23 protein-coding genes and 1 tRNA gene are annotated in these 23,412 nt (G+C 44.8%); 12 read left to right on the top strand and 12 right to left on the bottom strand.

The window, feature by feature from the left end; all coding sequences use genetic code 11:
* Nucleotides 1-166: 166 nt before the first annotated feature.
* The 3 genes from ACFFJH_RS00415 to ACFFJH_RS00405 all read right to left on the bottom strand — a co-directional run bounded on the left by ACFFJH_RS00415 (nt 167) and on the right by ACFFJH_RS00405 (nt 6,221).
* The gene (locus tag ACFFJH_RS00415) at nt 167-1,597 is read right to left on the bottom strand and encodes an efflux transporter outer membrane subunit (RefSeq protein WP_390209293.1); all 1,431 of its coding nucleotides are present in this window, start codon (nt 1,595-1,597) and stop codon (nt 167-169) included.
* Complete coding sequence (locus ACFFJH_RS00410; protein WP_390209292.1) at nt 1,594-4,797, bottom strand: efflux RND transporter permease subunit; 3,204 nt, start codon at nt 4,795-4,797, stop codon at nt 1,594-1,596. Before ACFFJH_RS00410 ends, ACFFJH_RS00415 begins: the two co-directional genes overlap by 4 nt.
* Before the next feature lie 122 nt (nt 4,798-4,919).
* Entirely contained in the window at nt 4,920-6,221 is a 1,302-nt protein-coding gene (locus ACFFJH_RS00405) for an efflux RND transporter periplasmic adaptor subunit (protein WP_390209291.1), read from the bottom strand.
* Nucleotides 6,222-6,369: 148 nt separating this feature from the next.
* Between ACFFJH_RS00405 and ACFFJH_RS00400 the strand changes: the two genes are divergently transcribed.
* Nucleotides 6,370-7,002, top strand: a complete 633-nt coding sequence (locus ACFFJH_RS00400; RefSeq protein ID WP_390209290.1) for a TetR family transcriptional regulator — start codon at nt 6,370-6,372, stop codon at nt 7,000-7,002.
* Nucleotides 7,003-7,072: 70 nt separating this feature from the next.
* On the opposite strand, the gene ACFFJH_RS00395 is transcribed toward ACFFJH_RS00400, so the two are convergent.
* Nucleotides 7,073-7,705: a trimeric intracellular cation channel family protein gene (locus tag ACFFJH_RS00395; protein ID WP_390209289.1), complete on the bottom strand. Its 633-nt coding sequence runs from the start codon at nt 7,703-7,705 to the stop codon at nt 7,073-7,075.
* A 326-nt stretch (nt 7,706-8,031) separates the two neighbouring features.
* Here ACFFJH_RS00395 and ACFFJH_RS00390 point away from each other — a divergent pair, with 326 nt between their 5' ends.
* From ACFFJH_RS00390 to ACFFJH_RS00375, 4 genes are all read left to right on the top strand, one after another.
* The gene (locus ACFFJH_RS00390) at nt 8,032-8,301 is read left to right on the top strand and encodes a type B 50S ribosomal protein L31 (protein ID WP_390209287.1); all 270 of its coding nucleotides are present in this window, start codon (nt 8,032-8,034) and stop codon (nt 8,299-8,301) included.
* 219 nt (nt 8,302-8,520) lie between these two features.
* On the top strand, nt 8,521-10,248 hold the full coding sequence (locus tag ACFFJH_RS00385) for an ArnT family glycosyltransferase (protein WP_390209286.1): 1,728 nt from the start codon (nt 8,521-8,523) through the stop codon (nt 10,246-10,248).
* 146 nt (nt 10,249-10,394) lie between these two features.
* A tRNA-Leu gene (locus ACFFJH_RS00380) sits at nt 10,395-10,479 on the top strand.
* A gap of 216 nt (nt 10,480-10,695) precedes the next feature.
* A complete protein-coding gene (locus ACFFJH_RS00375) occupies nt 10,696-10,995 on the top strand; it encodes a hypothetical protein (protein WP_390209285.1) in 300 nt (99 codons plus the stop codon).
* 162 nt (nt 10,996-11,157) lie between these two features.
* On the opposite strand, the gene ACFFJH_RS00370 is transcribed toward ACFFJH_RS00375, so the two are convergent.
* Nucleotides 11,158-11,466, bottom strand: coding sequence for a hypothetical protein (locus ACFFJH_RS00370; RefSeq protein ID WP_390209284.1), 309 nt, complete (start codon nt 11,464-11,466; stop codon nt 11,158-11,160).
* Nucleotides 11,467-11,829: 363 nt separating this feature from the next.
* On the opposite strand from ACFFJH_RS00370, the gene ACFFJH_RS00365 reads away from it, so the two are divergent.
* Nucleotides 11,830-12,291, top strand: coding sequence for a hypothetical protein (locus ACFFJH_RS00365; RefSeq protein ID WP_390209283.1), 462 nt, complete (start codon nt 11,830-11,832; stop codon nt 12,289-12,291).
* Between the two features lie 100 nt (nt 12,292-12,391).
* On the opposite strand, the gene ACFFJH_RS00360 is transcribed toward ACFFJH_RS00365, so the two are convergent.
* Together ACFFJH_RS00360 and ACFFJH_RS00355 are read right to left on the bottom strand one after the other, a co-directional pair.
* Entirely contained in the window at nt 12,392-12,877 is a 486-nt protein-coding gene (locus ACFFJH_RS00360; protein WP_390209281.1) for a GNAT family N-acetyltransferase, read from the bottom strand.
* A 157-nt stretch (nt 12,878-13,034) separates the two neighbouring features.
* Nucleotides 13,035-14,012, bottom strand: coding sequence for an MBL fold metallo-hydrolase (locus ACFFJH_RS00355; protein ID WP_390209280.1), 978 nt, complete (start codon nt 14,010-14,012; stop codon nt 13,035-13,037).
* 220 nt (nt 14,013-14,232) lie between these two features.
* On the opposite strand from ACFFJH_RS00355, the gene ACFFJH_RS00350 reads away from it, so the two are divergent.
* Nucleotides 14,233-14,790, top strand: coding sequence for a hypothetical protein (locus ACFFJH_RS00350; protein WP_390209278.1), 558 nt, complete (start codon nt 14,233-14,235; stop codon nt 14,788-14,790).
* A gap of 37 nt (nt 14,791-14,827) precedes the next feature.
* On the opposite strand, the gene gcvA is transcribed toward ACFFJH_RS00350, so the two are convergent.
* Nucleotides 14,828-15,715, bottom strand: a complete 888-nt coding sequence (gcvA, locus tag ACFFJH_RS00345; protein WP_390209277.1) for a transcriptional regulator GcvA — start codon at nt 15,713-15,715, stop codon at nt 14,828-14,830.
* Between the two features lie 131 nt (nt 15,716-15,846).
* Between gcvA and ACFFJH_RS00340 the strand changes: the two genes are divergently transcribed.
* The 3 genes from ACFFJH_RS00340 to ACFFJH_RS00330 all read left to right on the top strand — a co-directional run bounded on the left by ACFFJH_RS00340 (nt 15,847) and on the right by ACFFJH_RS00330 (nt 17,939).
* The gene (locus ACFFJH_RS00340) at nt 15,847-16,746 is read left to right on the top strand and encodes a DMT family transporter (RefSeq protein WP_390209275.1); all 900 of its coding nucleotides are present in this window, start codon (nt 15,847-15,849) and stop codon (nt 16,744-16,746) included.
* 138 nt (nt 16,747-16,884) lie between these two features.
* Complete coding sequence (locus ACFFJH_RS00335; protein ID WP_390209274.1) at nt 16,885-17,292, top strand: SRPBCC family protein; 408 nt, start codon at nt 16,885-16,887, stop codon at nt 17,290-17,292.
* Between the two features lie 107 nt (nt 17,293-17,399).
* A complete protein-coding gene (locus tag ACFFJH_RS00330) occupies nt 17,400-17,939 on the top strand; it encodes a hypothetical protein (protein ID WP_390209272.1) in 540 nt (179 codons plus the stop codon).
* A 50-nt stretch (nt 17,940-17,989) separates the two neighbouring features.
* On the opposite strand, the gene ACFFJH_RS00325 is transcribed toward ACFFJH_RS00330, so the two are convergent.
* The 3 genes from ACFFJH_RS00325 to ACFFJH_RS00315 form a co-directional block, all read right to left on the bottom strand.
* The gene (locus ACFFJH_RS00325) at nt 17,990-18,265 is read right to left on the bottom strand and encodes a hypothetical protein (RefSeq protein WP_390209271.1); all 276 of its coding nucleotides are present in this window, start codon (nt 18,263-18,265) and stop codon (nt 17,990-17,992) included.
* A 118-nt stretch (nt 18,266-18,383) separates the two neighbouring features.
* A complete protein-coding gene (locus ACFFJH_RS00320) occupies nt 18,384-19,802 on the bottom strand; it encodes a M56 family metallopeptidase (RefSeq protein ID WP_390209270.1) in 1,419 nt (472 codons plus the stop codon).
* Complete coding sequence (locus ACFFJH_RS00315; protein WP_390209269.1) at nt 19,799-20,200, bottom strand: BlaI/MecI/CopY family transcriptional regulator; 402 nt, start codon at nt 20,198-20,200, stop codon at nt 19,799-19,801. The genes ACFFJH_RS00320 and ACFFJH_RS00315 overlap by 4 nt, the downstream gene beginning before the upstream one ends.
* A gap of 375 nt (nt 20,201-20,575) precedes the next feature.
* On the opposite strand from ACFFJH_RS00315, the gene ACFFJH_RS00310 reads away from it, so the two are divergent.
* Complete coding sequence (locus tag ACFFJH_RS00310) at nt 20,576-21,499, top strand: methyltransferase domain-containing protein (RefSeq protein WP_390209267.1); 924 nt, start codon at nt 20,576-20,578, stop codon at nt 21,497-21,499.
* Between the two features lie 108 nt (nt 21,500-21,607).
* Here ACFFJH_RS00310 and ACFFJH_RS00305 read toward each other — a convergent pair whose 3' ends face one another.
* Nucleotides 21,608-22,327, bottom strand: coding sequence for a hypothetical protein (locus ACFFJH_RS00305; protein ID WP_390209266.1), 720 nt, complete (start codon nt 22,325-22,327; stop codon nt 21,608-21,610).
* Nucleotides 22,328-22,786: 459 nt separating this feature from the next.
* On the opposite strand from ACFFJH_RS00305, the gene ACFFJH_RS00300 reads away from it, so the two are divergent.
* The gene (locus ACFFJH_RS00300) at nt 22,787-23,188 is read left to right on the top strand and encodes a hypothetical protein (protein ID WP_390209265.1); all 402 of its coding nucleotides are present in this window, start codon (nt 22,787-22,789) and stop codon (nt 23,186-23,188) included.
* Nucleotides 23,189-23,412: the final 224 nt, after the last annotated feature.

Raw genomic sequence — 23,412 nt, 5'->3', positions numbered from 1 at the left:
ATCGCTACCCATCTACCTCACTACAACACGACGTTGCAAACCACTGGGTTACTTCAAAATTTATACAATATGCTGAGCTTCGCAGCCCAGCCTAAAAAATCACAAGCACAAAAAAAGCCGAACTTTTTACAGTCCGGCTTCCATAAAACTTAACTCAACAAAACGACTACTGTCCCCAACCACCACCAACAGCCTTATACAAAGCCACACCAGAACTCAGCTTCGCACGTTGACTATCGATCGCAGCAATCTCTGCCTGCATCAAATCTCTTTGCGCATTCAGGACTTCAACATAGGCACTGTAACCACTTTGATAGCGCAGATTCGATAAGCGATACGTTTCACGAACTGCCGTTAAACGAGTTTGTGTTGATGCATCAATTTCGGCATTACTCGCAGCATTGTTTAAACTGTCATGCACATCGCGGAAGGCGTTTTGTACGGTTTGTACATATTGCCCCAAAGCTTGACGTTTGCGCGCTTCTGCACCATCGACTACCGCGCCTACTGCTCCCGCGCGGAACACCGGTTGCACTAAGCTGGACGCGACGTTCCACAACAGAGATGCAGGACTAAACAAATCTTCTAATACGCGAGACTCACGTCCTACAGAAGTGGTTAAACGCAGACTTGGAAAGTACGCAGCTTTTGCTTGACCGACGTCAGCATTGGCAGCAACCAAGCCCTGCTCTGCTGCCGCAACATCAGGACGACGGGCTAACAAATCCGATGGTAACTCAGCCGCATTTGGTAAATTTTGCACCAATTGTTGTATCGTTAAACCACGTGCGATATCTGGATTCATCACTTGTTTTGGTGAACGTCCTAATAAAACAGCGAGCGCGGATTCCACATTACTCAAGGCTTGTTTCGCTTGAGTAAAATTGATTTCACCTGCGGCCAATTCTGACTCAGCAACATGCAATTCAATATCGCTAATCGAACCGGCTACGTGACGTTTGCGTTGCAAAGCCAAATACTCTTGACGGCTCTTCAAAGTCGTTTCTGCAAATGCCAGCTGCGCATCGAAGGCACGCAGAGAGAAATAAGTCTGCGCAACATTTGCAACCAAACTCAAATGCACAGTGTCGCGATTCGCTTGGCTCGCCACCAAACGTGCTTTCGCCGCTTCATCAGCACGACTCAATTTGCCAAACAAATCTAACTCATACGCGGCACTTAAACCAAACTGATAATCCTTCGCAATCGGATTTGCATTCGATGGCAACTTGCCCGAATTCTCACTAGTACGAGAACGGCTCGCTGCCAAAGTCGCATCGACGGTTGGAAAACGATTGGCCAACGCAACACCGGCGGTTGCTTTGGCTTCATCGATACGAGCTGTCGCGACCAGTAAGTCTTGATTTTGCTTGAGCGCTTCATCAACCAATTGATTCAAAACTGGATCTTGCAAGCTTTTCCACCAGTTTTTTAGTTCAGCTTGTTTTGCAGTTTGCGTCGCAACTTGCTGTGGCAACTCCAACTGTGGGCGCTGATAATCAGGCCCCACGGAAATACATCCCGCTAAGCTTAAACTCAAGGCTAATGGCAACAACTTCAAAGTCGTTGAGCGAGGAAAAATCTTCCCTAATTTCATGATTTCACCTCATTATTTTCTTTAACTGTATCCGTAGCTTCAACTTTTCTAAACGGATTTTCAAATGGGTCATTCGCATACTTGTGCTCAGGATGATCGAAGTCAGTATCTAATGTTTTGAAACGACGGTCATAAATCAACTTGAAGAACAAAGGTACCAAGAAGATAGCCAAGAATGTTGCTGCGATCATGCCGCCTAACACACCGGTTCCCAAAGATTGACGTGCAGCAGCACCAGCACCACTAGAGAAAGCCAATGGCACCACACCTAAAATGAACGCCAACGAAGTCATCAAAATAGGACGGAAACGTAAGCGTGCTGCTTCTAATGCCGCCGCCACGGGCGCATATCCTTCATGCACTTTCATCACCGCAAATTCAACAATCAAAATCGCATTCTTCGCGGATAAACCGAGCAAGGTGACGAGACCGATTTGGAAGTACACGTCATTATTAAAGTGACGCAAATAGACGGCCAACAAGGCACCGAAAATACCAAACGGCATCGCCAACAATACTGAGAATGGCAAAGACCATTTTTCATATTGCGCAGCCAGAATCAAAAAGATCATTAAGACGCCGGCGCCCAAAGCCAAGCCAGCAGCATTACTACTACGTTTCTCTTGGAAGGATGCACCACCCCAATCGTAAGTTACGTCTGCTGGCAAGACAGCTTTAGCAGCTCTCTCCATAGCAGCGATAGCCTGTCCAGAGCTGAAACCTGGTTTCGCATCACCCAAAAGTTTAATCGCAGGTAAGGCATTAAAACGTTGGACAGAATCAGGACCTGTTATGAACTTAGTCGTCGTAAAGGCACGGATAGGAATCATTTGGCCGCTAGTCGAACGTACATACAAATTACCAATGTCTTCAGGCTTAGCACGATACTGCCCTTCCGCTTGCAGCTGCACGGTATAGACACGACCATTTTTGTTAAAGTCATTCACATAGTAGCTACCCAAAGTCGCCGCTAAAGTATTGTAGACATCGGATAAAACTACGCCCATGGAACGCGCTTTTTCATTATCAACGTCGACAAACAATTGCGGAGAATTAGCTTGCCACAAGGTCTTCACGCCGGCTAATTCTGGTTGTTTATTAGCTTCTGCGATCAAGGCTGGCAATAAACCTGCCAAGCGTTTCACACCGCCTTCGCCTTTGTTTTGCAAATAGAATTCAAAGCCACCAGTTTGCCCCAAACCTTGAATGGCTGGCGGACTAAAGAACAACGGTAAGCCTTCTTTGATGGCGCCTGTACGCATAAACGATTCACCGACCAAATCTTTAGCAGATTTAGTACGCTCTTCCCAAGGACGCAAGGGGAAGAACATGGTCGCAGCAGATGATTTCAAACCGCCACCGCCTAAGAAATCGAGACCGATCAATGCGAAACGTGTATCGATATCTTTGTTCGATTCGAGTGCGGTTTCCATTTGTTTTACCATCATATTGGTACGCTCTAAAGAGGCACCTTCTGGCAAAATCGCAGCACCAATGAAATACCCCTGATCTTCATCCGGTACCAAACCACCAGGTACTGTTTTCCACAGCAAACCAGCTAAAGCGATCATACCAACAAACAAACTCACGCCCAACACCGCACGCTTCAAGAAGAAAGTCACACCCGCGGTATAACGCTTGGTCAAATGGGCAAACGCATGATTAAACCAATCAAAGAAACGATTATGGTTTTCCGCACCTGGTTTCAACAGAATCGCACACAACGCTGGCGTCAAAGTCAAAGCAACGATACCGGACAAAATAACGGCGATAGAAATCGTCACCGAGAACTGACGATACAACTCACCTGCCAAGCCACCCAAGAATGCGATAGGACCGAAAGCGGCAACCAATACCAATACAATAGCGATCACCGGACCTGTCACTTCATGCATCGCCTCAATCGCAGCTTCCTTGGGCGACATGCCTTCTTCATTCATTAAACGTTCAACGTTTTCCAACACCACAATCGCATCGTCAACCACAATACCAATCGCTAACACCATACCGAACAAGGTCAAAGTATTGATGCTATAACCGAGCATATGCAAACCAGCCATGGTACCGATCAAAGACACCGGAACCGCCAAAGTTGGAATGATAGTCGCGCGCCAGCTTTGCAAGAATAAATAGACCACGACGAACACCAAGACCATCGCTTCGGCCAAGGTTTTCAATACTTCGTAGATTGATTCTGTAACGAAAGGTGTCGTGTCATACGGCGTCGCATAGGTCATACCTTCTGGGAATTTTGTTTTTAATTCTTCGAAAGTTTTTTCAACGGCTTTCCGTGTATCTAAAGCATTCGCACCGGTCTGCAAGAAGATACCGATGTTCGCAGATGGATGACCATTAATACGCCCATACAAATTGTAATCTTTAGAACCTAGCTCAACTCGTGCGACATCACTCAAACGTATGGTGCTACCACCTTTAGCGGATTTAACGATGATGTTGGCAAATTCAGATGGCTCCAGCAAACGACCTTTAGCCGTCACTGTCATGGTTAACTCTTCCGTATTATTCGGTGGTGCACCAATTTTACCTGCTGCATATTGGGCATTTTGCTCACCGACGGCGGCTGCTATATCGTTGACTGTCACGCCCAGTTGCGCCATACGATCAGGACGCATCCAGATACGCATCGCATAGTCTTTGGCACCAAATACCTGCACATTGGTGGTTCCTGGAATACGCTTAATCGCGTCCAAGACGTTCTGCGTTACGTAGTTCGACAAGTACAAACTATCGTAACGATTGTCTTCAGAGTAGATCGCCGCAACGACTAAAAAGTTTGAGGAGCTCTTCGCTACCGTCACACCTTGACGTCGAACTTCTTGCGGCAATTTCGCTTCCGCTTGTCGCACGCGATTGTTGACGTTAACCGCAGCAATATCGAGATCCGTACCAACTTCGAAAGTCACGTTAATTGAAACGCGACCGTCGGCTGAGGAAACCGAGTCCATGTACAACATGTGCTCAACACCATTGATTTGTTCTTCAATCGGTGCCGCTACGGTACGTTCCAGCACTTCAGCGGAAGCACCTGGATAAAAAGCCACCACGTTCACCACAGGGGGGGAAATTTCGGGATAGCGCGAAATCGGTAAGATGCGCAAGGCAGCTAAACCGGCGATCACGATAATCAGAGACACTACGGTCGCGAAGATCGGTCGATTAATAAAAAATTTGGAAAACATTATTTATCCTTAAAACCTGTTGGGCTAACACTAATTGCAGAAAATGTCGGAACTAACTGAGTGGGCTAAACCTACTAAGCCAACTGAACCTAATAAATCTAATTCCGAAACAATCCGCAAAATTAATGCGCTGCGGATTTTGCACTAGCGGCTGGTGCTGAAGCTGCCGGAGCTGGCGCTGCTGCTGACGTGCCAGCTGGCGCTTTAGTATCAATGGCTACTGGTTTCACCGTCATGCCTGGATCATGTGCTTTGATAAAGCCATCAACCAAAACGCGTTCACCGGATTGAAGGCCTTTAGTAACAACCCAATCACCACGTGACCAGCCATCCAATTCAACCGGACGAGGTATCAGCTTATTATCAGGCGACACACCAAATACCATCTTGCCCATAGGGCTATCGATTACAGCGCGTTGCGGCACCGACAATGCATCCTTACGCGTACCGCCTTGCAACATGACACGTACGAATTGACCAGGACGTAAAGCACCATCCGGATTAGCGATTTGAGCACGAGCATCAAAACCGCCCGTCGTCGTATTGACCTTTTCGCTCAAGAAATTCATCTTGCCCGCAGTCGGGAAAATAGAACCATCCGCCAATTTAACTCGGACTTCAAAATCCATACTGCCATTGCCTGCGCGTTTGCCTGGTAACTGCAATTTACCGCTCGCCAAATCGGCATTCAGTTTTAAGTAATCCGCTTCACTGACGCTAAAATTGACATACATAGGATCAGTTTGCACGATAGTTGTCAGCAAGCTATCTGAAGGCGTCACTAAGCTACCATTCGGTTTCGTTGCAACACCTGTCACGCCAGCAATCGGTGCCACCACTTTGGTGTAACCCAAATTCAATTTCGCTTCATTGACTTGTGCGCGCACCTGTTTATAGCTTGCTTCAGCCATTTCCAACGCAGATTTTGCGTCGTCATATTCACGCTGACTGATTGCTTTTTCGGTTGCCAACGGCGCTAAACGTGCATATTCACGTTTTGCCTGATTCAGTTTAGCTTCGCTCACGCCCAAAGCAGCTTCTGCAGAAGCTAATTGTGTTTGATACGCGCCTGGATCAATTTGAAATAACACCTGACCGGCTTTAACCTTGGTACCCTCTTCATACACACGTTGCTCAACGATACCGCTGATGCGAGCACGAACTTCAGTTTCACGTATGCCTGCTGTTTGTCCTACATATTCGAAATCAACTGGCAAATTACGCGCTTGTAAAGTAATGACATTCACCTCTGGTGGTGGCATCGCGCCCATACCCGCACCACCAGCGCCATCCTTTTTACCGCAGGCAGTCAAACCCAAAAATGGTAAACTCAAAGCAAGCACCAAAGCCAACTTATTGAATTTAAACGGAAAAGCCGAAGAATGACGATTACTTGTCAATAGTTTGTTGTTGATCTTGCTCATGAATTCCCTCTTTAAATGATAATTGCAGTGTGCTATTATATACATACACGGATGTTTGTATAGTTTTGATTCAATAAATTTGTCCAATATAATTAAAAATAATAACGTGATGATGACGTATTCACTGGACCTATAAGGAGCTTTCATCATGGTCAGAAAGACCAAAGAAGACACCCAACAGACTTATGAAGCCCTGCTCAATGCAGCGGAACAGGTTTTTTGCAAAAAAGGCGTGTCTAAAACAACTTTAAACGATGTTGCTTGTGCAGCTGGCATGACTAGGGGCGCGATTTATTGGCATTTTAAGGACAAAAAAGAACTCTTTCACGCACTATGTGACCGAGCATTTTTACCAATGGAAACATTGTTAAACGAAATCACCGGTAGTTCAATTGATGAGCCGCTCGCTGCCATCCGTCGCTTGAATTTGCACTTCCTGCGTCAGGTAACGATCAATCCACGTCAAACCAAAGTATTTGATATTATTTTTCATCGCTGCGAAAAAACCGCAGAGATGCAATCATTTATTCAAGAGCGCGAAAGTCGCGCAGAATGCATAGACCAAATTGCAGAAATTTTCAAAGCGGCAGTTGCCAAAGGTGAATTACCGCTCAATACCGATATTGCGATTGCAGTTCAGATTAATCATGCCTTCTTAGTCGGCCTAGTGCACGAATGGCTGATTGATCCCAGCGCCTATGATCTATCAGCCAGCGCAGAAACGATGATAGACGTATTAATAGCAGGCTTAGTAACCCGACCACCCTTGAAGAAAGACTAAATCGTTTTGAAAGCAAATTTTTGAACACTGGCTAGCAGTTATTTTCTTGATCAAAGAAATCAAAAGGAAGCTAGCCAGGCAGCTTCAAATCAAAACGGACTGCCAACAATCTTAGCACCACAGTCAGCGCAATACCAGAAAGTACCGCACTCAACTCTGCCACGCCCAACAAAGCCAGTAATAAATAAGCCCAAGATCCGAGAAATGCACAACTAGCGTACAACTGGCCGCGACGAAATACCATGGGAATTTCATTACAGATAACGTCGCGCAGCACGCCCCCAAAAATACCAGTAATTACGCCCATCATTACGCAAACAAATAAAGGCATGTGCATGTCATAGGCCAGCGACGTGCCGCCAATACTAAATAGCCCTAAGCCAAATGCATCCGCGTACAGTATCACTTTCTCAGTAACGACCTGGCGCAATTGCCGAAAAAACGGCGACACCAACAAACAAAAAATAAATACCAAGGTCGGATATTCATAATTTTCTATCCAAAATAAAGGTCGTCGGTCCAACAAGATATCTCTCACCGTACCACCACCAAAAGCAGTGATAAACGCCACAGTAAATACACCGACGAGATCCATTTTTTTACGTCGAGCCTCCACCAAGCCCGACCCAGCAAATACAAATACGCCAATAACTTCAACCACATGCAATACCGTACTCATTCCAACTTGCATACTTGTAGGCATGTCCCACCCTCATTTTTAAATTTTTTATATTTTCAGTATCGAGCCAGCTTAACGCCATTTAGCAGACTGCAGCTATCAAAGGAATTAATTCTGGCAAAAATAGTAAGATAACAGACGAAATCAGCACGCTAGACGTCCTCACTCTTACTGCAATTGTACAATTTTATTGTGCTTATATTTTCCCCTTATTGTATAATGCGCGGCTTAGCTTAACGCTAAGAACATTTAAACTGATTTAAAACCCAGGCAAGTGATACACAATCGGGTCACGAAGCAAGACGACCGCCGAAGTGCGTATTGGCTACCAAACTATTTTTGAGGCAAGCATGAAAGACGGCATCCACCCAAATTATCGTGAAGTATTGTTCCACGATGTATCCAACGATTTCAAATTCATCACACGTTCTACTATTAGCACACGTGACACAATCGAATTCGAAGGCGCAACTTACCCATTAGTTAAGATCGAGGTTTCTGCGGAATCCCATCCTTTCTACACTGGTAAGCACAAAATCGTTGATACAGCAGGTCGCGTTGATAAATTCCGTAAGAAATTCGGTACTGTTGGTTCTAAGACAGCAATTTCTAACCAATAATTTGCGATATGACCCATTTTGTCGGATATTACTAATATGCGACAAAGTCAGATCAGCGGTAAAAAAAGGCAGCTCAGGCTGCCTTTTTTGTATCATCAAGTTTTACACTAAACGTCATCAACATTCCTCTACTTCTCTTTGTCAGACAGCATGCTGAATTAACGCGCACTGACCTAGGAGCGGAGTAACGAAGCGTTCATTTCTCTATCGAAAAGATCTATGAAACCAGTCCGCCTGCCTGCTGCTGCCACTATCGCCCTACCACGCTGGAGCATTTTCGCGCTCTGCCTACTCTATATACTACCCGGACTAATCGGTCGCGATCCTTGGAAAGGCATTGATGCTGCCAGCTTTGGCGTCATGTGGACGATGGCGCATGGTAACTTACATGATTGGCTGTGGCCACATATCGTCGGTCTGCCTATGCCAGAAGAAGGTCCACTCGCATTTTGGCTAGGTGCACTTTGCATTAAATTATTCGGCGGCCTAATTGGCGACCCGATGGCAGCACGAGTTTCGACTGGCGTCGCATTTTTAATTGGCTCAATTTCAGTTTGGTATTCCACCTTCTTACTAGGCCGACGACAAGAAGCGCAACCTCTGAAATTAGCATTTGGCGGACAACCAGAGCCCAACGATTTTGGTCGTACCTTAGCGGATGGCGCCTTACTCATTTACCTAGGCTGCCTAGGACTATTATTGCCAAGCCATACGACCAGTACCGGTCCTTTATATATTGCGCTCATTGCTTACACACTCTACCTCTGCATACGTTTTTTTGATCAGGCAAAGAAAAGCACCGCAATCAAACTAGGTCTCATTTTAGGCTTACTCATACTCACCCGAGGTTGGGTACTGCCACTCGGTTTATTTATCACACTACTCAGTTTGTGCGCATATCGCAGACAAGGCGTGTACACCGCCCTGCTCACGATCAGCTTACCTATTGCCTTAATCGTTACTGGCGCTTGGATTTTTGGATTACAGCAAATTCAACCCTATGACAGCTCTCCATTCGAGGGTTGGATGGATTGGAATTATCGTCAAATCGGCTTCCCAATTTTTGACAATTTCAAACACTTCCTTGGCTACGGAATTTGGTTTGCGTGGCCGGCATGGCCCTTCGCGGCATGGGCCATCTACGCTTGGCGCAAACAAGAACGCGCCCTACATATTTCCTTACCACTAGGATTTTTGATCTGCTTCACGGTCTTAGCGCTACTCAATCGCACCCATGAAGAAGGCTACTTGCTTCCTTTATTGCCGCCATTAGCTATTCTCGCCGCATTTGGATTGCCCACTATGAAGCGCAGTGCGATCAATGCGGTTGACTGGTTCGCCGTGATGGTAATGACAGGAGCAGCTGGCTTATCTTGGTTTGGTTGGGTAGCGGCGCAAACCGGATGGCCGCTCAGAACCAGCACTAAAGTTTTAAGCTGGGCACCTGGCTTCACACCAACGTTTAACGCTTTCACCTTCGTCATTGCTTTGGCCGTTAGCATCATTTGGTTCCGCATTGTCTATTGGCGCATCTCGCGTCAGCCGTCAGTATTATGGCGCGCCGTCGTCCTTTCCAGTGGCGGCGTGATTTTATGCTGGTTCTTACTGATGTCTTTATGGCTCCCACTAGTCAATCACCGCGTCAGCTATTCCATAGTAGCACAAGAAATGACTCAAAAAATCAGTGCGCCATATCGCTGCATCGACAGCAAACTGGGGCCCTCACAACGTGCGTCCTTCGCCTATTTCAGCGGCGCGCACTTCGCTGGCTTTAATGAGCAAAATTGTGATCTATTACTGACCCAAGGAAATCGACGCTTCCAAGGCAAAGTCAAAGGTCCAGTAGATAAAGATTTTCCCGGTAATTGGGAAATGATTTGGGAAGGCCAACGTGCGGCAGATAAAGATGAATTCTTTACCCTATATCGCAAGATTGAGAAAAAATAAAAACAGTAGGAAAGTGAAAATATGGACTTTGCTGAAGAATTAAGCAAACCAGCACTTTCGAAGAGCGAAACCATAAAATATAACAGCAAATTAAGCCAAGTGCTTGCAAAAATCGGAGCACCCTGTCATAATTCTGTTCATGCGTTGCCGAGATGGCGGAATTGGTAGACGCACCAGACTCAAAATCTGGCGCCGCAAGGCGTGCCGGTTCGATTCCGGCTCTCGGCACCAACAGTATTTAAGCCTCTTGAGAAATCAAGAGGCTTTTTGCTTTTCTGGCTAACTAGTCTTTCGCATCTACAGCCTCACTATTTGACAACACATACGCCAAATGCCGCACTTTTAGCCCCAACACTTTGCACGGCCCTAAGCAACGGAATATCGATCACTTGGTTCGGACATTGCGCTAAGATGTGATCATCCAAAAATCCTTTTATTCCTTTATTTATGCCCTCTCCCGAACTTGCCGTTCTCGGTCTCAATGTAGTTATCGTTTTGCTCGCTTATCTTTCTGTGTATCCCACCTTAGCAGGCAATCAAATTCATAAGATTGCCGCCTATGACACGCTCACGTCCAGTATTGCACTCGCCATCGTGGGCTATCATTTTTGGGAAAGCCCATACCAATTTAACCTACTTATTGCGGACGTTAATTGGTTTTGGTTTACCTTGATTAGTTATGGTGTGATCGAGATACCGCTGATGCTGTGGTATTTTAAAAAGCATCAGGTCGATACGAAATTATAAAAATAGTGTCTATGGGAAGGAAAAAAAGCATTGCGCTTGACAATGCTTGGAGCAAAACCGTCAAAGCGATAAATTCAAGAAGAGGCAAGACTGTCTTTATGAACACCTACATCATTGTGCGACTAGTTCGGCTTAAATCTGCAGACATACACAGATTTATCATCACCGATATTTCACTTTCCATTTATTGGAACCAATCTGCTGCCCGAACGAATAACTAAATCCAGCTTCTGCTTGGAATTTTTTCTGCATGAACGTAATCAGATCTTCTAACTCTTCGCGGGAGAATATCCCCTTGGTTTTCATACTAGTCTCTCCGCGCTCCCCCTCCTTAGATGAAAATGAAGCTTGAATCTTGCATTCAAACACGTGCTTGCTCTCGATTTTGCACAACTTAGTCGCATCCATCGCTTTCTTGCTGATCAATTGAAACTCAAGCTCTACTGGATGGGCAAAATCAATTTGATTCAACTTCTTTTCGTAGTCTGTGTTTGACTTTGTGCTACATGCAGATACTAGGCACAAGAAAATAATTCCATTAAGCCAAGCTAAGCAATGATAACGGTATCTAGATCGCATAAAATTTTCTAAAAAGTGAACGACTTGGCTAGCTTCAGCTAAAATACAAATTTTACTACACAAAACACCTAGTATTTCTTAATTTTATTCCCGTCTGGTGTGGAAGCAAATAGCAACAAGAGCGCTAGTGCATCCTTTCGAGAATCAGATGTATAGCTGACCTAGTTAGCATGGCATGTCATTTACTGTCGATAGTTTCAGCCGTGATGGTGCGCTCATTCAAACTAAGTTAGAACACTAAACGAGCAAACATAAATGCAAAAACTATTCGGCGCCTATTTCTATTTATGGATGTCTCTACTCATCGCGATGATCGTTGGGGTCGGCTTTATTCCGAACTTAGGCGAGCGAATAATTTACCCCGCGCATCGCCTTCCCCTTATTTTGTATCTCTACGCCGCTGTCGCTGCGGGCTGGGTTTTGTTGCTGTGTGTTCAAGCGAGTTTGGTGAGAATGGCGAATGTGCGAGTACACCGGCAACTGGGTCTATTCGGATGTGCGCTCGGCACTACACTACCTCTAATCGGGATAGGCACCGAAATCACCATGAATCAATCGCATCACAGCCTAGGGCGCAGCACCAACCCTGTATTCTTTAGCATCTCGCTCAACGATAAGCTGAGCTTTGCCATCGCATTTGGTTTGGCGATGTGGTGGCGACGTAGTGCGGAATATCACAAGCGACTGTTACTTATCGCCACATGTTGCCTAGTATGAGCTAGATGGATTAAGGAAAAATACTGGTCGCACTTTTTACGATTGAATACTGGGCTTGTCAGCCCAACCCTGGTTGGTATAACGATCACCTCTCGCACTTTCAGAATTTCAAAAGCATCCAAACTGGACATGCAGTGTGCCCCGTATTTCCCATAGGATGACACACATACTCAAAGCCCATTTTCTTATACAAATTTTGTGCTGCTAACATATTTGGCATGGTCTCAAGGTAGCATTGACGATAGCCCAGTTTTTCAGCAGCGGCGATACAGGCTTGTATCAATGCTTGGCCTATGCCTAGACCTCGTGCGCTTGGTAGCATGTACATTTTTTGTAGCTCGCAAATAGAGGCATCTTCGCCAGGTAAACTACCGATCCCGCCACCCGCAATCAGTTCACCTTCTTGCTCCACCACCAAATAAACACCGCGATCATTTTGGTAATGCTGATACAAATGATCGAGTGAAGGATCAGCGTAAGCCGAACCTACTTTGGGAACCTCCATCTCGATTAAAACCGAACGAATTACTTGAGCTATAGCGGCATTATCAGCAGCTTGGATTGGTCGAATGGTAAATGGCGACATAGATATAAGAACTCAAAAAATCATGAAACGACAAAATCAAAAACAACAAAAGTAATTTTCATTAACAATCCGCCTTATGCATCGTAAAAAAAGGAAGCTGCGCGAGCGCCGACTTCCTTTTTTCTTATGTTGCTAACGGACGAGAATCATCCAACAATCACTTGACTGGGACATAATTGATCGGCATCCAAGCATATCCTTTGCCTTCAGTGCGGATATAGCCTAAACCAGGAAATGACAAATGTGTTGCACCGACCATATATCCTTGTTTGGCAGCTTCTGCATAGGCTTTTTGGCGCTGCGCCATGGCTGCTTTGCTATCACTGTCAAAACCAATAGTAACCGACGGGTTTTCAAATTGAACCGCCGCGACGTGCATCAAGTCGCCCCAAAGCATTAATTTTTGTCCCTTGCTTTCTACCAAGTAGATACTATGACCGGGCGTATGGCCGCGCGCAGCGAGCGCTTTTATACCTGGCACCAACTCGGTATCACCATCAAACCATTTGAATTTGCCGGCTTTCACATAAGGGTTAAGTGAAGCCATTGCGCCTTGAAAACTACCTTTTGCATCGGCTGGCGCTTTATCTAGATTGGCCTGACTTAGCCAAAAATCGGCATCGTGTTTATCCGCGCGCACAATGGCATTGGGAAATGCCATCTGATCGCCCATCATCAATCCACCAACATGGTCACCGTGCATGTGAGTAATATAGATTTCATCCACTTGTTCTGGGCTATAGCCCGCCGCTTTCAAACTGTTCGCCAGTCGTCCTAGTGTGGGTCCAAATAAACCAGCGGCACCTGTATCGATGAGTACCAATTTGCTACCGGTATTAATTAAGTAGCCATTCACTGAAGTTTGCACTGGCGTACTCAAATGATATTTTTGCAGCGATTTGAGGGTTTTTTCTGGCGTAGTATTGGTGAGCAACTTATCTATTGGTAGAGCAACCGTGCCATCTGACAAAGCGGTGACTTCAAAATCACCTAGCATTACGCGATAGTAACCAGGTGCTGCGGTCTTCGCCATAGGTGCATCCGCGTAAGCAGGCACAGTTCCGAATGTAGCGATAGTGGCGGATAATAGTGTGAGTGCCAAAGTACCGGCACCTAAGCTGAAACGGGATTTCATCACTTTAGATCTCCTAGATTAAATCATGCATACGCAACATAGCGTGGCGACATTATGACTAAAATTGAATGATCTTGCTGCGTTGTGCGCATTTGTACAGAATTGGCGAAAAACTGCTTAAAATATGGGCAAATTGGTATTTCATTTTGTGGCGATTTAGCCGATCATGCCACTCATAGGCTAACCGAATATGCCGACTGATTTCGTAAGGATATTGATCATGGCCATCATTTCACTCAATAGCAGCAATTATCAAGCTATCAGAGACTTAAACAGTGCTTACGCGACGACTTCATCGAGCGCAAGCAAAACAAGTTCAGATAAGGAGCTTGACCCAGTTCAGAGCGGAAACAACAGTGAATTAAATGCGGTAGTGCGTCAGGTACTCAGCCAGATCAATTCATCTAAAGATATTAGTTCCTTTTTTTCCACTGAAGAGGGGCAACAGGCTGGTGCCGATTTCACCTCAAGCTTATTTTCCACTCTGCCGGGATTAAGTTCAGATAACGCCAATGCTAACAAGGTGACGGGAATAGAATTAGATCCGTCGAGCAGCTCCTACAAGCTACAAAACAGCATACAAAAACTGATTACCCAACTCGACAATGGCAAAAGCGACGTGTCTGGTTTGGACAAGCTACAAGAAACATTCAATGCGCTGATAAAGAAAAGTGGCGGCGATCCAAGTTCGGAAAATCTACAATCTTTTTTAAAATTGGTCGCGGTGAATATTCAAGGTAGCACTTCTATTGGTAGTTTATTCAGCGCCTCCGCCTGACACTCTATAGTGTCAATGCCGTGCATTGGCGTAATTCTCATGTCGCTAAAAAAGCTTGCGCTTCTTTCTGCAACCACAATTCAAACGCTTGCAATGCGGCGTTCTTTTGCAAGCCTTTTGGCGTTACCAAATAATAGCTATAGTCTGATTGCGCAATAACATCAAATAGACGCACCAAATTACCTGCCGCGATTTCACCTGCGACCAAACTATGTCGAGCTACCGCAATACCCTGCCCTGCTTTAGCTGCCGTCAGCATTAAGTTACTGTCGCTATGATGAGTCTCATGCTTGAAACTAGCGATGTCTATGCCCGCAACCTGGCTCCAGTTTTGCCATTCACGACCATTTTCTACACATAAAATTCTGTAGTTACATAACTGCTTTGGACTCGCTGGAAAACGCCCTGCATTAAAATCAGGACTGCAAACTGGATATAACTGATCATCAAGCAATTTCTCCGCATCGTAATCGTCCCACTTCCCTAAGCCGAAACGAATGGCGATATCGGTTTTGGTTTTATCCAAATTCACCAAACCTATAGCTGCTTGTATGTGGATCGCTAAATCGGGGTGCGCAGCCTGGAATTTACCCAGACGAGGCAATAACCAAAACGTGGCAAACGACTGCAAAGTCGCAACACGTATCGCAGGTACGCGTTTTTCTGTTTGCACTTGCGCCAAGGCTCGGGTGATTTGACGCAATGCGGGCTGTATCTGTTTGAGTAATTGCGTGCCTTCGGGCGTCAATTGCATTTGCCGCCCTTTACGTTCAAACAAAGCGACACCCACTGCGTCTTCGAGTAGCCGCATTTGTTGGCTGATCGCGCTATGCGTAATATGTAATTCAGCCGCCGCCAGCGAGTAGCTTTTATGACGCGCAGCAGCTTCGAAAGTAGCAAGGGAATTTAAGGAGGTCGGTAACATGCGGTATTGTTAGTTTTTCTTACAGTTACTGTCAATAAGTATCGTTCGCTTTTTTGGGAAGGGAGGACTAGCATGTTGGTCTCAGTCTATGTCCCTTTTTCACCTGACCTCCATTAAGCAAAGAAACCACTATGTCCACTTCCAATCTAATTCGACTCCTGCTATTGGCCTTAATTTGGGGCACTAGTTTCATGCTCATGCGCATAGCGTCGCCAGTGTTCGGCCCTTTTTTGACGACGTTTGGGCGAGCCAGCTTGGGCGCTTTAGCGATTTATCTTTTTGCGCGTCATCGTGGTGTTGAATTTCATTGGAAAAAGAATGCCAAAACCTATCTAATCATTGGCCTTGGCAATACCGCGATTCCTTTTAGTTTATTTGCTTGGTCGGCGTTACATATTCCATCCGCCTACATGGCCACCATGAATTCGCTGGCTCCCATTTTTACGGCCGTATTCGGCTTCATCATGCTAGGTGAGCGCTTGAGCTGGCTGCGTATTGCGGCATTTATTATGGGTCTGTTTGGGGTTGCGGTATTAGTCGGTATTGGTCCGGTTGCCGTCACGCCGCTGGTCATCGCGGGCGTTTTGGCGGGCATGGGCGCTGCCATCAATTACGGCTTTGCTGCCACTTATACTCGCATGTTTGCCAAAGAGATTCCATCTCTGGCGACCGCCGCAGGCAGCCAATTTGCCGCGGCCTTAGCCTTGCTCCCATTCGCGCTGCCTGGCGTTCCCCATGCGATTGAACATGGCACAAGCAGCGCACTATTATCGGTGATTATCTTAGGTGTGGTGTGTACCGGAATTGCCTATGCCTTGTTCTTTCATTTGATTTCAACTGAAGGCGCGAGTAAAGCAGTGACCGTCACATTCTTAATACCGGCGACCGCATCGGTATGGGCATGGTTATTACTCAACGAGCCGATCACACCCGGCATTATCGCGGGCATCTTTATCGTCTTAATGGCAACAGCGATGTCCTTGGGCATATTGAAAAAACCTGCGTTTTTAAGTCGCTCTCTGAGTCGATAGGAGTATCGATAAAGCTAATCAATACGCTTTCAATAATGGAATCGGATGTCGGTGATGTTACACTGCGCGAACTAGGTGTTTCATCTAAAGTAAATTTGAATTTTGAATTACTATTAAGCATAAAAAAGGAGAACGCACATGAATATCACCGTCGAAACAACTGTCGCAGCACCGATTGCCAAAGTTTGGTCACTATATAATTCACCCGAAGCGATTAAAAAGTGGAATGCCGCCTCAGACGACTGGCACACGACAGCCTCATCCGTGGACTTACGTGAAGGTGGCACTTTTTCTTCTCGGATGGAAGCTAAAGATGGCAGTATGGGATTCGATTTTGTGGGCACTTTCACCAAGATCGTGGAGCACGAGTTAATCGAATATAGCTTCGGCGATCGCAAAGCAAAAGTGAGTTTTACTGACACGCCAGCGGGAAGCAAAGTTACTGTTAGCTTCGATGCTGAAACCACTTATCCGATCGAACAACAACAGCAAGGTTGGCAGGCGATACTCAATAGTTTTAAACGCTACGTCGAAATCGCAAGCTAATTTATTTACCTATTTAAGCTCTACTTTGTCTTTACCCTATAAACCGTATGTAGCTGCTATATCGCACTTCCCCCATACGGCAATCATTTGATGAAAAGGATAATGCGATGTCAGGTTTCTTTGAAGTCACGCTTGGTGGATTGATAGGCAGCGGTTTGGCAGCTGCGGTCTTCGGCGCTATATTTTTACGTAGAAACAAGGTCGTCGAATCCGAAATCAAGGCCCATTTTGATGAAGGATTTAAGATCTTTGAATCTAAGCGGACTTGGAAGCAGCAAGCGCTATTCGAATTGCTTGGACCGCTACAAATGCAATTTGAGCGAACCAAACATGCCTTCAATCGATGGGATCAAAAAAACCTTTTCCTTGAAGCACAAGTCGTCCATGAAGGGAACAAAACCATTCGCGATCTCCTGTTGAGCAAAGGTCACTTGATACCACCTCATTTGATGGAAGATGCTTGTAAGCTGATTGAACATTATGACGCATGGCTAGAAGCATTTGATCGCATCAGGAACGACAAGGAAAAAAGTAGTACGACCAGCTTTGTCTTTGTCGGACCTGATGGTTATCCATTTCCCAGCGCAGCGGAAGCCAAATTCAAAGCCGAGTTCAGAAAACTTCAGAGCGAACTATATGGTGTGTAATCATTCCTTGTAGACAGCAATGCCTAGATATTTAGATTGAAGTTAAAAGTTCAAATTAAGATTAATGCTGATGGCTTCACACCAAAAAATTTAAAAAACATGGATGCTAGCCTATTCCCTATTCTATTTTTATTTGGCTGGTTGCTCCCTTTCTTCTTGGCCATTTCAATATCATTCTGGCTAGTTGGCAAAGGCAATCGTTTACTTTGGATTCTGCCGTTCTTTCTATTGTGGTTCGGCATTGGATTTTTATTTAGCAAACTTGGACCAACCCAACTATCGCTCATTACGCTAATCACAGATTGGTTGGTAGCCTGCACCGTCATATTTTTTTCTTACCTATTCAGACGTATTCGTACTGTCATCAAAAATAAGCCCGATCCAATAAAAACTGAGACGTGATGAGCACGTCCCAGTGAGTATCTTAATCCATGTTTATCTCAGTTAAAACTTGGCATCGAAAGCAGCAACGGCATCCAAGATTTCCAAGCAAGTCACATCTTTCATATCGCTGCTGTATATCGCTTTAGGATTTTTCAAAGTAACATCACGAAAAACCGTAGGGCATCGCTGCCTAAAAATCGTCAATGCCGCATCGAATTTAACCTCGTTAAATTTCACCCCAAAACGTTCTTCCATATCGCCGAAAATCGCAGCAACATCAGAACAAGCGACATTGGTAAAATTAACGCTTACCTTCATATCCGGCTGGTGCAGTTTGATTTGAGCCGTGCTTCCAGGACATGCGCTTTCAGCGGTTTGCAAAAGCTGTTTGAGCGGCATATTTTTTCCATGTAAATTTACCGTATTACCACTATCAATTTGCATCCAAGCACACGCAGCCGTGGTAATTCCTAAACTTAAAAGCAGCGTCGCACTGATGATTCTATGAACATGCTTCATCGTATTTTTTTCTGTTAAAAACAGTCTTTGAATTCTAGGCAGTAACATATTTTTCCTTCCGTTAAGGGCAATGGTCGTCGTTAAGAAATGCACGTGCATTTCGGCAAAGTGCTGCAAGGTTTGGGCGTACAACAGGGGATTACGGCAGATGCCAACGGCAATATCGTCGCAGGCATTTTCGCGTTCTTGATCGAGCTTGGCACTGATCCAGAATACAAAAGGATTAAAAAAATACAGCGCTTTTACTACACACTGCAGATTCGCAAATAAAACATCATGACGTTTTACGTGCGCAAGTTCATGCAAAACAATCAGCTCAATTTGTTGCGGACTCATACCAAGCAACAGACTGGCAGGCAACAAAACAATCGGTTTAAAGTATCCAAGCACGCACGGCATATTGATCGTATTAGACAAACGAAAACGGACCACCTTATGCAAATCCATACGACCTACTAACTCTAACAATCGAATTTCCCAAGCCGCGGGCAGTACAAATAAATCTCGCTGCATCAGTCGTCGATCACAGTACAAAGCCCATGCACTCTTAGCGCCCATCAATAGGAAACCTATACTCCAAATCAACACAATTTCCGATAAATGCTGATTGATATAAGTACTCAAATTATCTATCAAAGCATCACCCGATGTTGACGGGATATACGTCGCAACTCTACCCTGCGGACTAAAACTCAAGGTCAATACGCTGCTTCTAAAGTAAGAAAAGAAAGTAACTAGGCTGAGCAATAAGCATGTCAACATGCCCAATGCATACATACTAAAGCGCAAATTCGCCTGACTTTTCTTAGTCAAAGAAATGAGCATAATTAAGCACACACTGACTAATCCAGCCTGCCACAATGAGTGCAATAAACTCCAGGACAAAGCATGCAGCAGATCCGTGCCAAAAACATCTGACAACACCACAAAATGAGAAGAATCAAATGATGACTGACTCATTTTTTTAGCTCGCTCGCAGACTCGCCCTCACCCGCAGACTCAATTTTCTGCAAATAAGCTTTAATCTCAGCCAATTCTTGTTTCGTCACTTTTTTATCTTCAAACAAACGCATCACTAAGCTGGATTTGGAACCAGCAAATGCCGTTTGCAGCAGTCTATCAACCAGCGAAATCTGCGTTTCATGCTGTTGTTCAACGGGAAAATATATATGACTCTTTCCATCTTTTTTACGTCCCAACAATCCTTTTTGCTCCATGATTTGCATGGTTTTTAAAGTTGTCGTGTAACCAACTGGACGTAGCTTACAAAGCTCATCATTGACAGCCTGAATTTTGCTCTCGCCCAAGCGCCAAAGGATGGCGAGTATTTCTAATTCTGCTTGCGTGGGATTTGCCATAGCATTGCTCTCTTCTATTCTGTCGAATCATTTTTCAAGCCGAACTCTTCATTAGTGTCAGCTCAACTACGATAACTTTCGTAACAAAACGAAATATATACGAAGACTTTCGTAGATACAAGTGAAATTTTATTTTTTTTAGAGAACTCAATATCCGCGATCACGATTGAAAAACAGGAATTGAAGCAAAAACACCCTGCATCTCTTAGCTTTGTTTCTCTCAAGAAATCCGATAATCCTTACATCGGCGCATCGACTGACTATACTGAATAGAGGTGGTACGCAAGATAGACCTATTGATTCGCTAGAAACTAGGATTGCTGCAAACGCAGATCCCACTTCTTTCGATCTCACACCTTATTTGGAAGGAACACCATGTTAATCGAACGCGAAGCTGAGAGCTGCTACTTAGGTCAATTTATTCCGCTGCAATACCATCACAATATGTTGATGGACGCGAACCGCATGGATAACTTTAAAGCGGCGATACAGCGTCAAGTATTTGAAGGTGCCAAAGTATTGGAGCTGGGCGGCGGTACCGGCGTTCTATCGTGGTTTGCTGCGCAAGCGGCATCTAAGGTGTACTGCGTAGAATTTAATCCTGACATGGTGGCGGAAGCGCGTCGGCTACTCGCGATGAATCAATATGGCGATAGAGTTGAAGTCATTCACGCGGATGCGTTTGAATATCTACCGCCTGAGCCTGTCGATTTTGTCATTTGCGAAATGATACACGTTGCCATGCTGCGCGAAAAACAAGTCGAAGTGATAGAAAACTTTAAACGACGTTATGCAGAAAAATTCCCTGGTCAAATGCCCGTGTTTATTCCGGAAGCTGTCGTCATGGCAGTACAACCGCTGCAACAACGCTATGACTTCTCAGGTTATCAAGCGCCTATCATTCAATTCCAATTACCTGGTGCGTTCACCTCTGACACCATAGAGCTAGCCCAACCAGCGCTGTACAAGATCATAGACTTTACTCAGCCGAATGATTTATTGATCGAGTGGGATGGTCAATTCACGATAGAAACCGCGGGGCAATTAAGTGCTTTGCGCTTTGTGACTAAAAATATTTTAGCGATCGTAATGGAGAATAATTCGACGATAGATTGGCTCAACCATTACATGGCATTGCCACTTGCAACGCCACTCAGTGTTGCCGCAGGTGACGTGGTACAGGTGAGTTTTCAGTATCGTGCTGGCGGCTCTATTGAATCATTGCAAAACAGCATGCGGGTGAGCGTAAAAGCATCAGCCAAATTACGCTCCAAACATTTATCCTTGGCGATTGGGTAAAAGAAAAACAGGCGGTTGACTTTGAACCAAGCGGTGATCATATCCGCTTGGTCTTGCCGATTAAAGCAACTAATACCAAGTGGTCGACTTGGAAATTCCACTCGCTTCTTATTTGGATGTAGATACAGGCTTAGCCAATTGGCGAATCGCATCATTAATTTTTGCGATCTTTTCTGCGGAAACATCTTTGCTGCAAACGATGTAGCTCTCTAAACCTTTTGGAATCCCGCCCATCTCAACTATTCGGGTTTGTCGAAAATAAGAATCAGAATCCTTCAAAAAATCCCAACCCGCTTTTTCAATCAACATAAATGAGGCGCGATTTGCACCTATCATGCGTGCCATGATCATAGGTAAAACGCTATGCCGTTCTTGTTTATTTTTACTTTCTCTAATCATCGCCTCCAGCTCGGGACCATAACTGGCTGAATCCACCATACCAAAAGTTAAACTGGTATCGGACAACAAAGATTTTAAATTTGAATGAGCAGCCACTTTGGCATACGACTGGGTATTACTCAGCACCGAATAAGCCGTATTTTTTTCCAATGGGATAGAAAATTGAACTAAGGCTTCACGCTCTGGCAAACGATACCAGTCGAAAGAACAATAATTCTTCACACCTGCTGCATATTGATTCCAAATACGTTTGGGCGGCTCTTGAACCAAAGTGAACGGAATTTTGGTGAGCGTGAATATCTGCTTCACGCGCTCTAAACGCTCTCCTTTTTCCATCCCATTTTCTATATATTGAAATGGAGGGCGAACGTTCCATGCGACCAATAATACTGGCTCTGTCGTAAGTTCAGCCTTAGCTGACAATGGCATAAGTACGCTTATCAACGCGCTCATCAACACAGTCACCAACGGGTAGAAAGCTGCACGATATTGCCCCCATACGGATACCACAGCGCACACCCACCTTTGCTCAAAGAGCGACAAGCCCATACTCAGGTTGCAAGGCTTAATAAATGTCTTGATACACAGTGCTATCAACATCGTTGTCAGTTTTAACAAGAAAAACAATAATTAAAATTTCTATTAATAAGAAACTAGATAGAATTTGCCATCTGCCGCAGCGCTCTACACCCAGCCATCACCAACCAGCCTCCCGCTCCTAACCACAACTAAGTATGCCTGATTTCGATCACGGCTTATAGATAAAAATCGGAGAAAAATCGGATAAACTTCGCTTTCCGTTCTATTCCAAGCATAAAGACAATATTCAAGAACGATACCGCTAAATTTTTTATTACATTTTTTCACACCAATTATCGAATTCTCATTATGACACGCAAGATTATTTTGCTACTTTGTGGATTAGGCATTTTATTTTATGCCTACAAAATCTATCATTTAAAAGACAGTATTAACTTATTCCCTAGTGCTAACAATACGACTATAAAAAGCCAAGCATCAGGAAAATCAACTCCCATGATGCGTTTAAAATTTACCCTGGAAACCGATAAGGTGGAATTGGTAGAAGCCTGTCGCAAACTCTTTACACAAACGGATGACTTGGTCAAACTCAGCCCTCATCCTAAAGAAGAAGGCAAAGCTATTTTGACCATAGAGCGATTATTTCCCACTGGTGAATTACAAAATACACTAGATTTAAATAAGGCACTAAAAGCACAAGGCTGTCTCACCACAGATAAAGACATCTTTGCACTTGAGACCGTCAAGTAAATTTGTAACTTATCTTTATTTTTCGTTTTATTGATCAGGTTCTACCCCATACTTTCTGAAAAACTCAGCGATCTCGCTTGCTTGTATTTGCCTGTATTTGCTTATATTCGCTGGTTTTCACAGTTTGTGAATTTTTGTGACATCCAAAACCGATAGTCGTGCGTTAAGCCCTGACAGGTAGCTGTATTCTCAATTTCACACTCTATCCACTCCATGTGCGAGAA

Origin of the sequence: Affinundibacterium danionis (assembly GCF_042432465.1) — a bacterium.
GTDB lineage: Bacteria > Pseudomonadota > Gammaproteobacteria > Burkholderiales > Burkholderiaceae_D > Undibacterium > Undibacterium danionis.
Note: the sequence above shows the minus strand (reverse complement) of the source record. Positions and strands in the feature narration are given on the sequence as shown.

Excerpts from the sequence above, each read along its gene's own strand:
- ACFFJH_RS00355 (WP_390209280.1), bottom strand. The coding sequence starts at position 14,012 with ATGAAATCCCGTTTCAGCTTAGGTGCCGGTACTTTGGCACTCACACTA.
- ACFFJH_RS00305 (WP_390209266.1), bottom strand. The coding sequence starts at position 22,327 with ATGCCATTGTCAGCTAAGGCTGAACTTACGACAGAGCCAGTATTATTG.
- ACFFJH_RS00410 (WP_390209292.1), bottom strand. The coding sequence starts at position 4,797 with ATGTTTTCCAAATTTTTTATTAATCGACCGATCTTCGCGACCGTAGTG.
- ACFFJH_RS00415 (WP_390209293.1), bottom strand. The coding sequence starts at position 1,597 with ATGAAATTAGGGAAGATTTTTCCTCGCTCAACGACTTTGAAGTTGTTG.
- ACFFJH_RS00360 (WP_390209281.1), bottom strand. The coding sequence starts at position 12,877 with ATGTCGCCATTTACCATTCGACCAATCCAAGCTGCTGATAATGCCGCT.
- ACFFJH_RS00395 (WP_390209289.1), bottom strand. The coding sequence starts at position 7,705 with ATGCCTACAAGTATGCAAGTTGGAATGAGTACGGTATTGCATGTGGTT.
- ACFFJH_RS00390 (WP_390209287.1), top strand. The coding sequence starts at position 8,032 with ATGAAAGACGGCATCCACCCAAATTATCGTGAAGTATTGTTCCACGAT.
- ACFFJH_RS00350 (WP_390209278.1), top strand. The coding sequence starts at position 14,233 with ATGGCCATCATTTCACTCAATAGCAGCAATTATCAAGCTATCAGAGAC.
- ACFFJH_RS00300 (WP_390209265.1), top strand. The coding sequence starts at position 22,787 with ATGACACGCAAGATTATTTTGCTACTTTGTGGATTAGGCATTTTATTT.
- ACFFJH_RS00325 (WP_390209271.1), bottom strand. The coding sequence starts at position 18,265 with ATGACGGTGCAGGCTACCAACCAATCTGTGATTAGCGTAATGAGCGAT.
- ACFFJH_RS00365 (WP_390209283.1), top strand. The coding sequence starts at position 11,830 with ATGCAAAAACTATTCGGCGCCTATTTCTATTTATGGATGTCTCTACTC.
- ACFFJH_RS00315 (WP_390209269.1), bottom strand. The coding sequence starts at position 20,200 with ATGGCAAATCCCACGCAAGCAGAATTAGAAATACTCGCCATCCTTTGG.
- ACFFJH_RS00335 (WP_390209274.1), top strand. The coding sequence starts at position 16,885 with ATGAATATCACCGTCGAAACAACTGTCGCAGCACCGATTGCCAAAGTT.
- ACFFJH_RS00400 (WP_390209290.1), top strand. The coding sequence starts at position 6,370 with ATGGTCAGAAAGACCAAAGAAGACACCCAACAGACTTATGAAGCCCTG.
- ACFFJH_RS00330 (WP_390209272.1), top strand. The coding sequence starts at position 17,400 with ATGTCAGGTTTCTTTGAAGTCACGCTTGGTGGATTGATAGGCAGCGGT.
- ACFFJH_RS00405 (WP_390209291.1), bottom strand. The coding sequence starts at position 6,221 with ATGAGCAAGATCAACAACAAACTATTGACAAGTAATCGTCATTCTTCG.
- ACFFJH_RS00310 (WP_390209267.1), top strand. The coding sequence starts at position 20,576 with ATGTTAATCGAACGCGAAGCTGAGAGCTGCTACTTAGGTCAATTTATT.
- ACFFJH_RS00340 (WP_390209275.1), top strand. The coding sequence starts at position 15,847 with ATGTCCACTTCCAATCTAATTCGACTCCTGCTATTGGCCTTAATTTGG.
- gcvA (WP_390209277.1), bottom strand. The coding sequence starts at position 15,715 with ATGTTACCGACCTCCTTAAATTCCCTTGCTACTTTCGAAGCTGCTGCG.
- ACFFJH_RS00320 (WP_390209270.1), bottom strand. The coding sequence starts at position 19,802 with ATGAGTCAGTCATCATTTGATTCTTCTCATTTTGTGGTGTTGTCAGAT.
- ACFFJH_RS00385 (WP_390209286.1), top strand. The coding sequence starts at position 8,521 with ATGAAACCAGTCCGCCTGCCTGCTGCTGCCACTATCGCCCTACCACGC.
- ACFFJH_RS00375 (WP_390209285.1), top strand. The coding sequence starts at position 10,696 with ATGCCCTCTCCCGAACTTGCCGTTCTCGGTCTCAATGTAGTTATCGTT.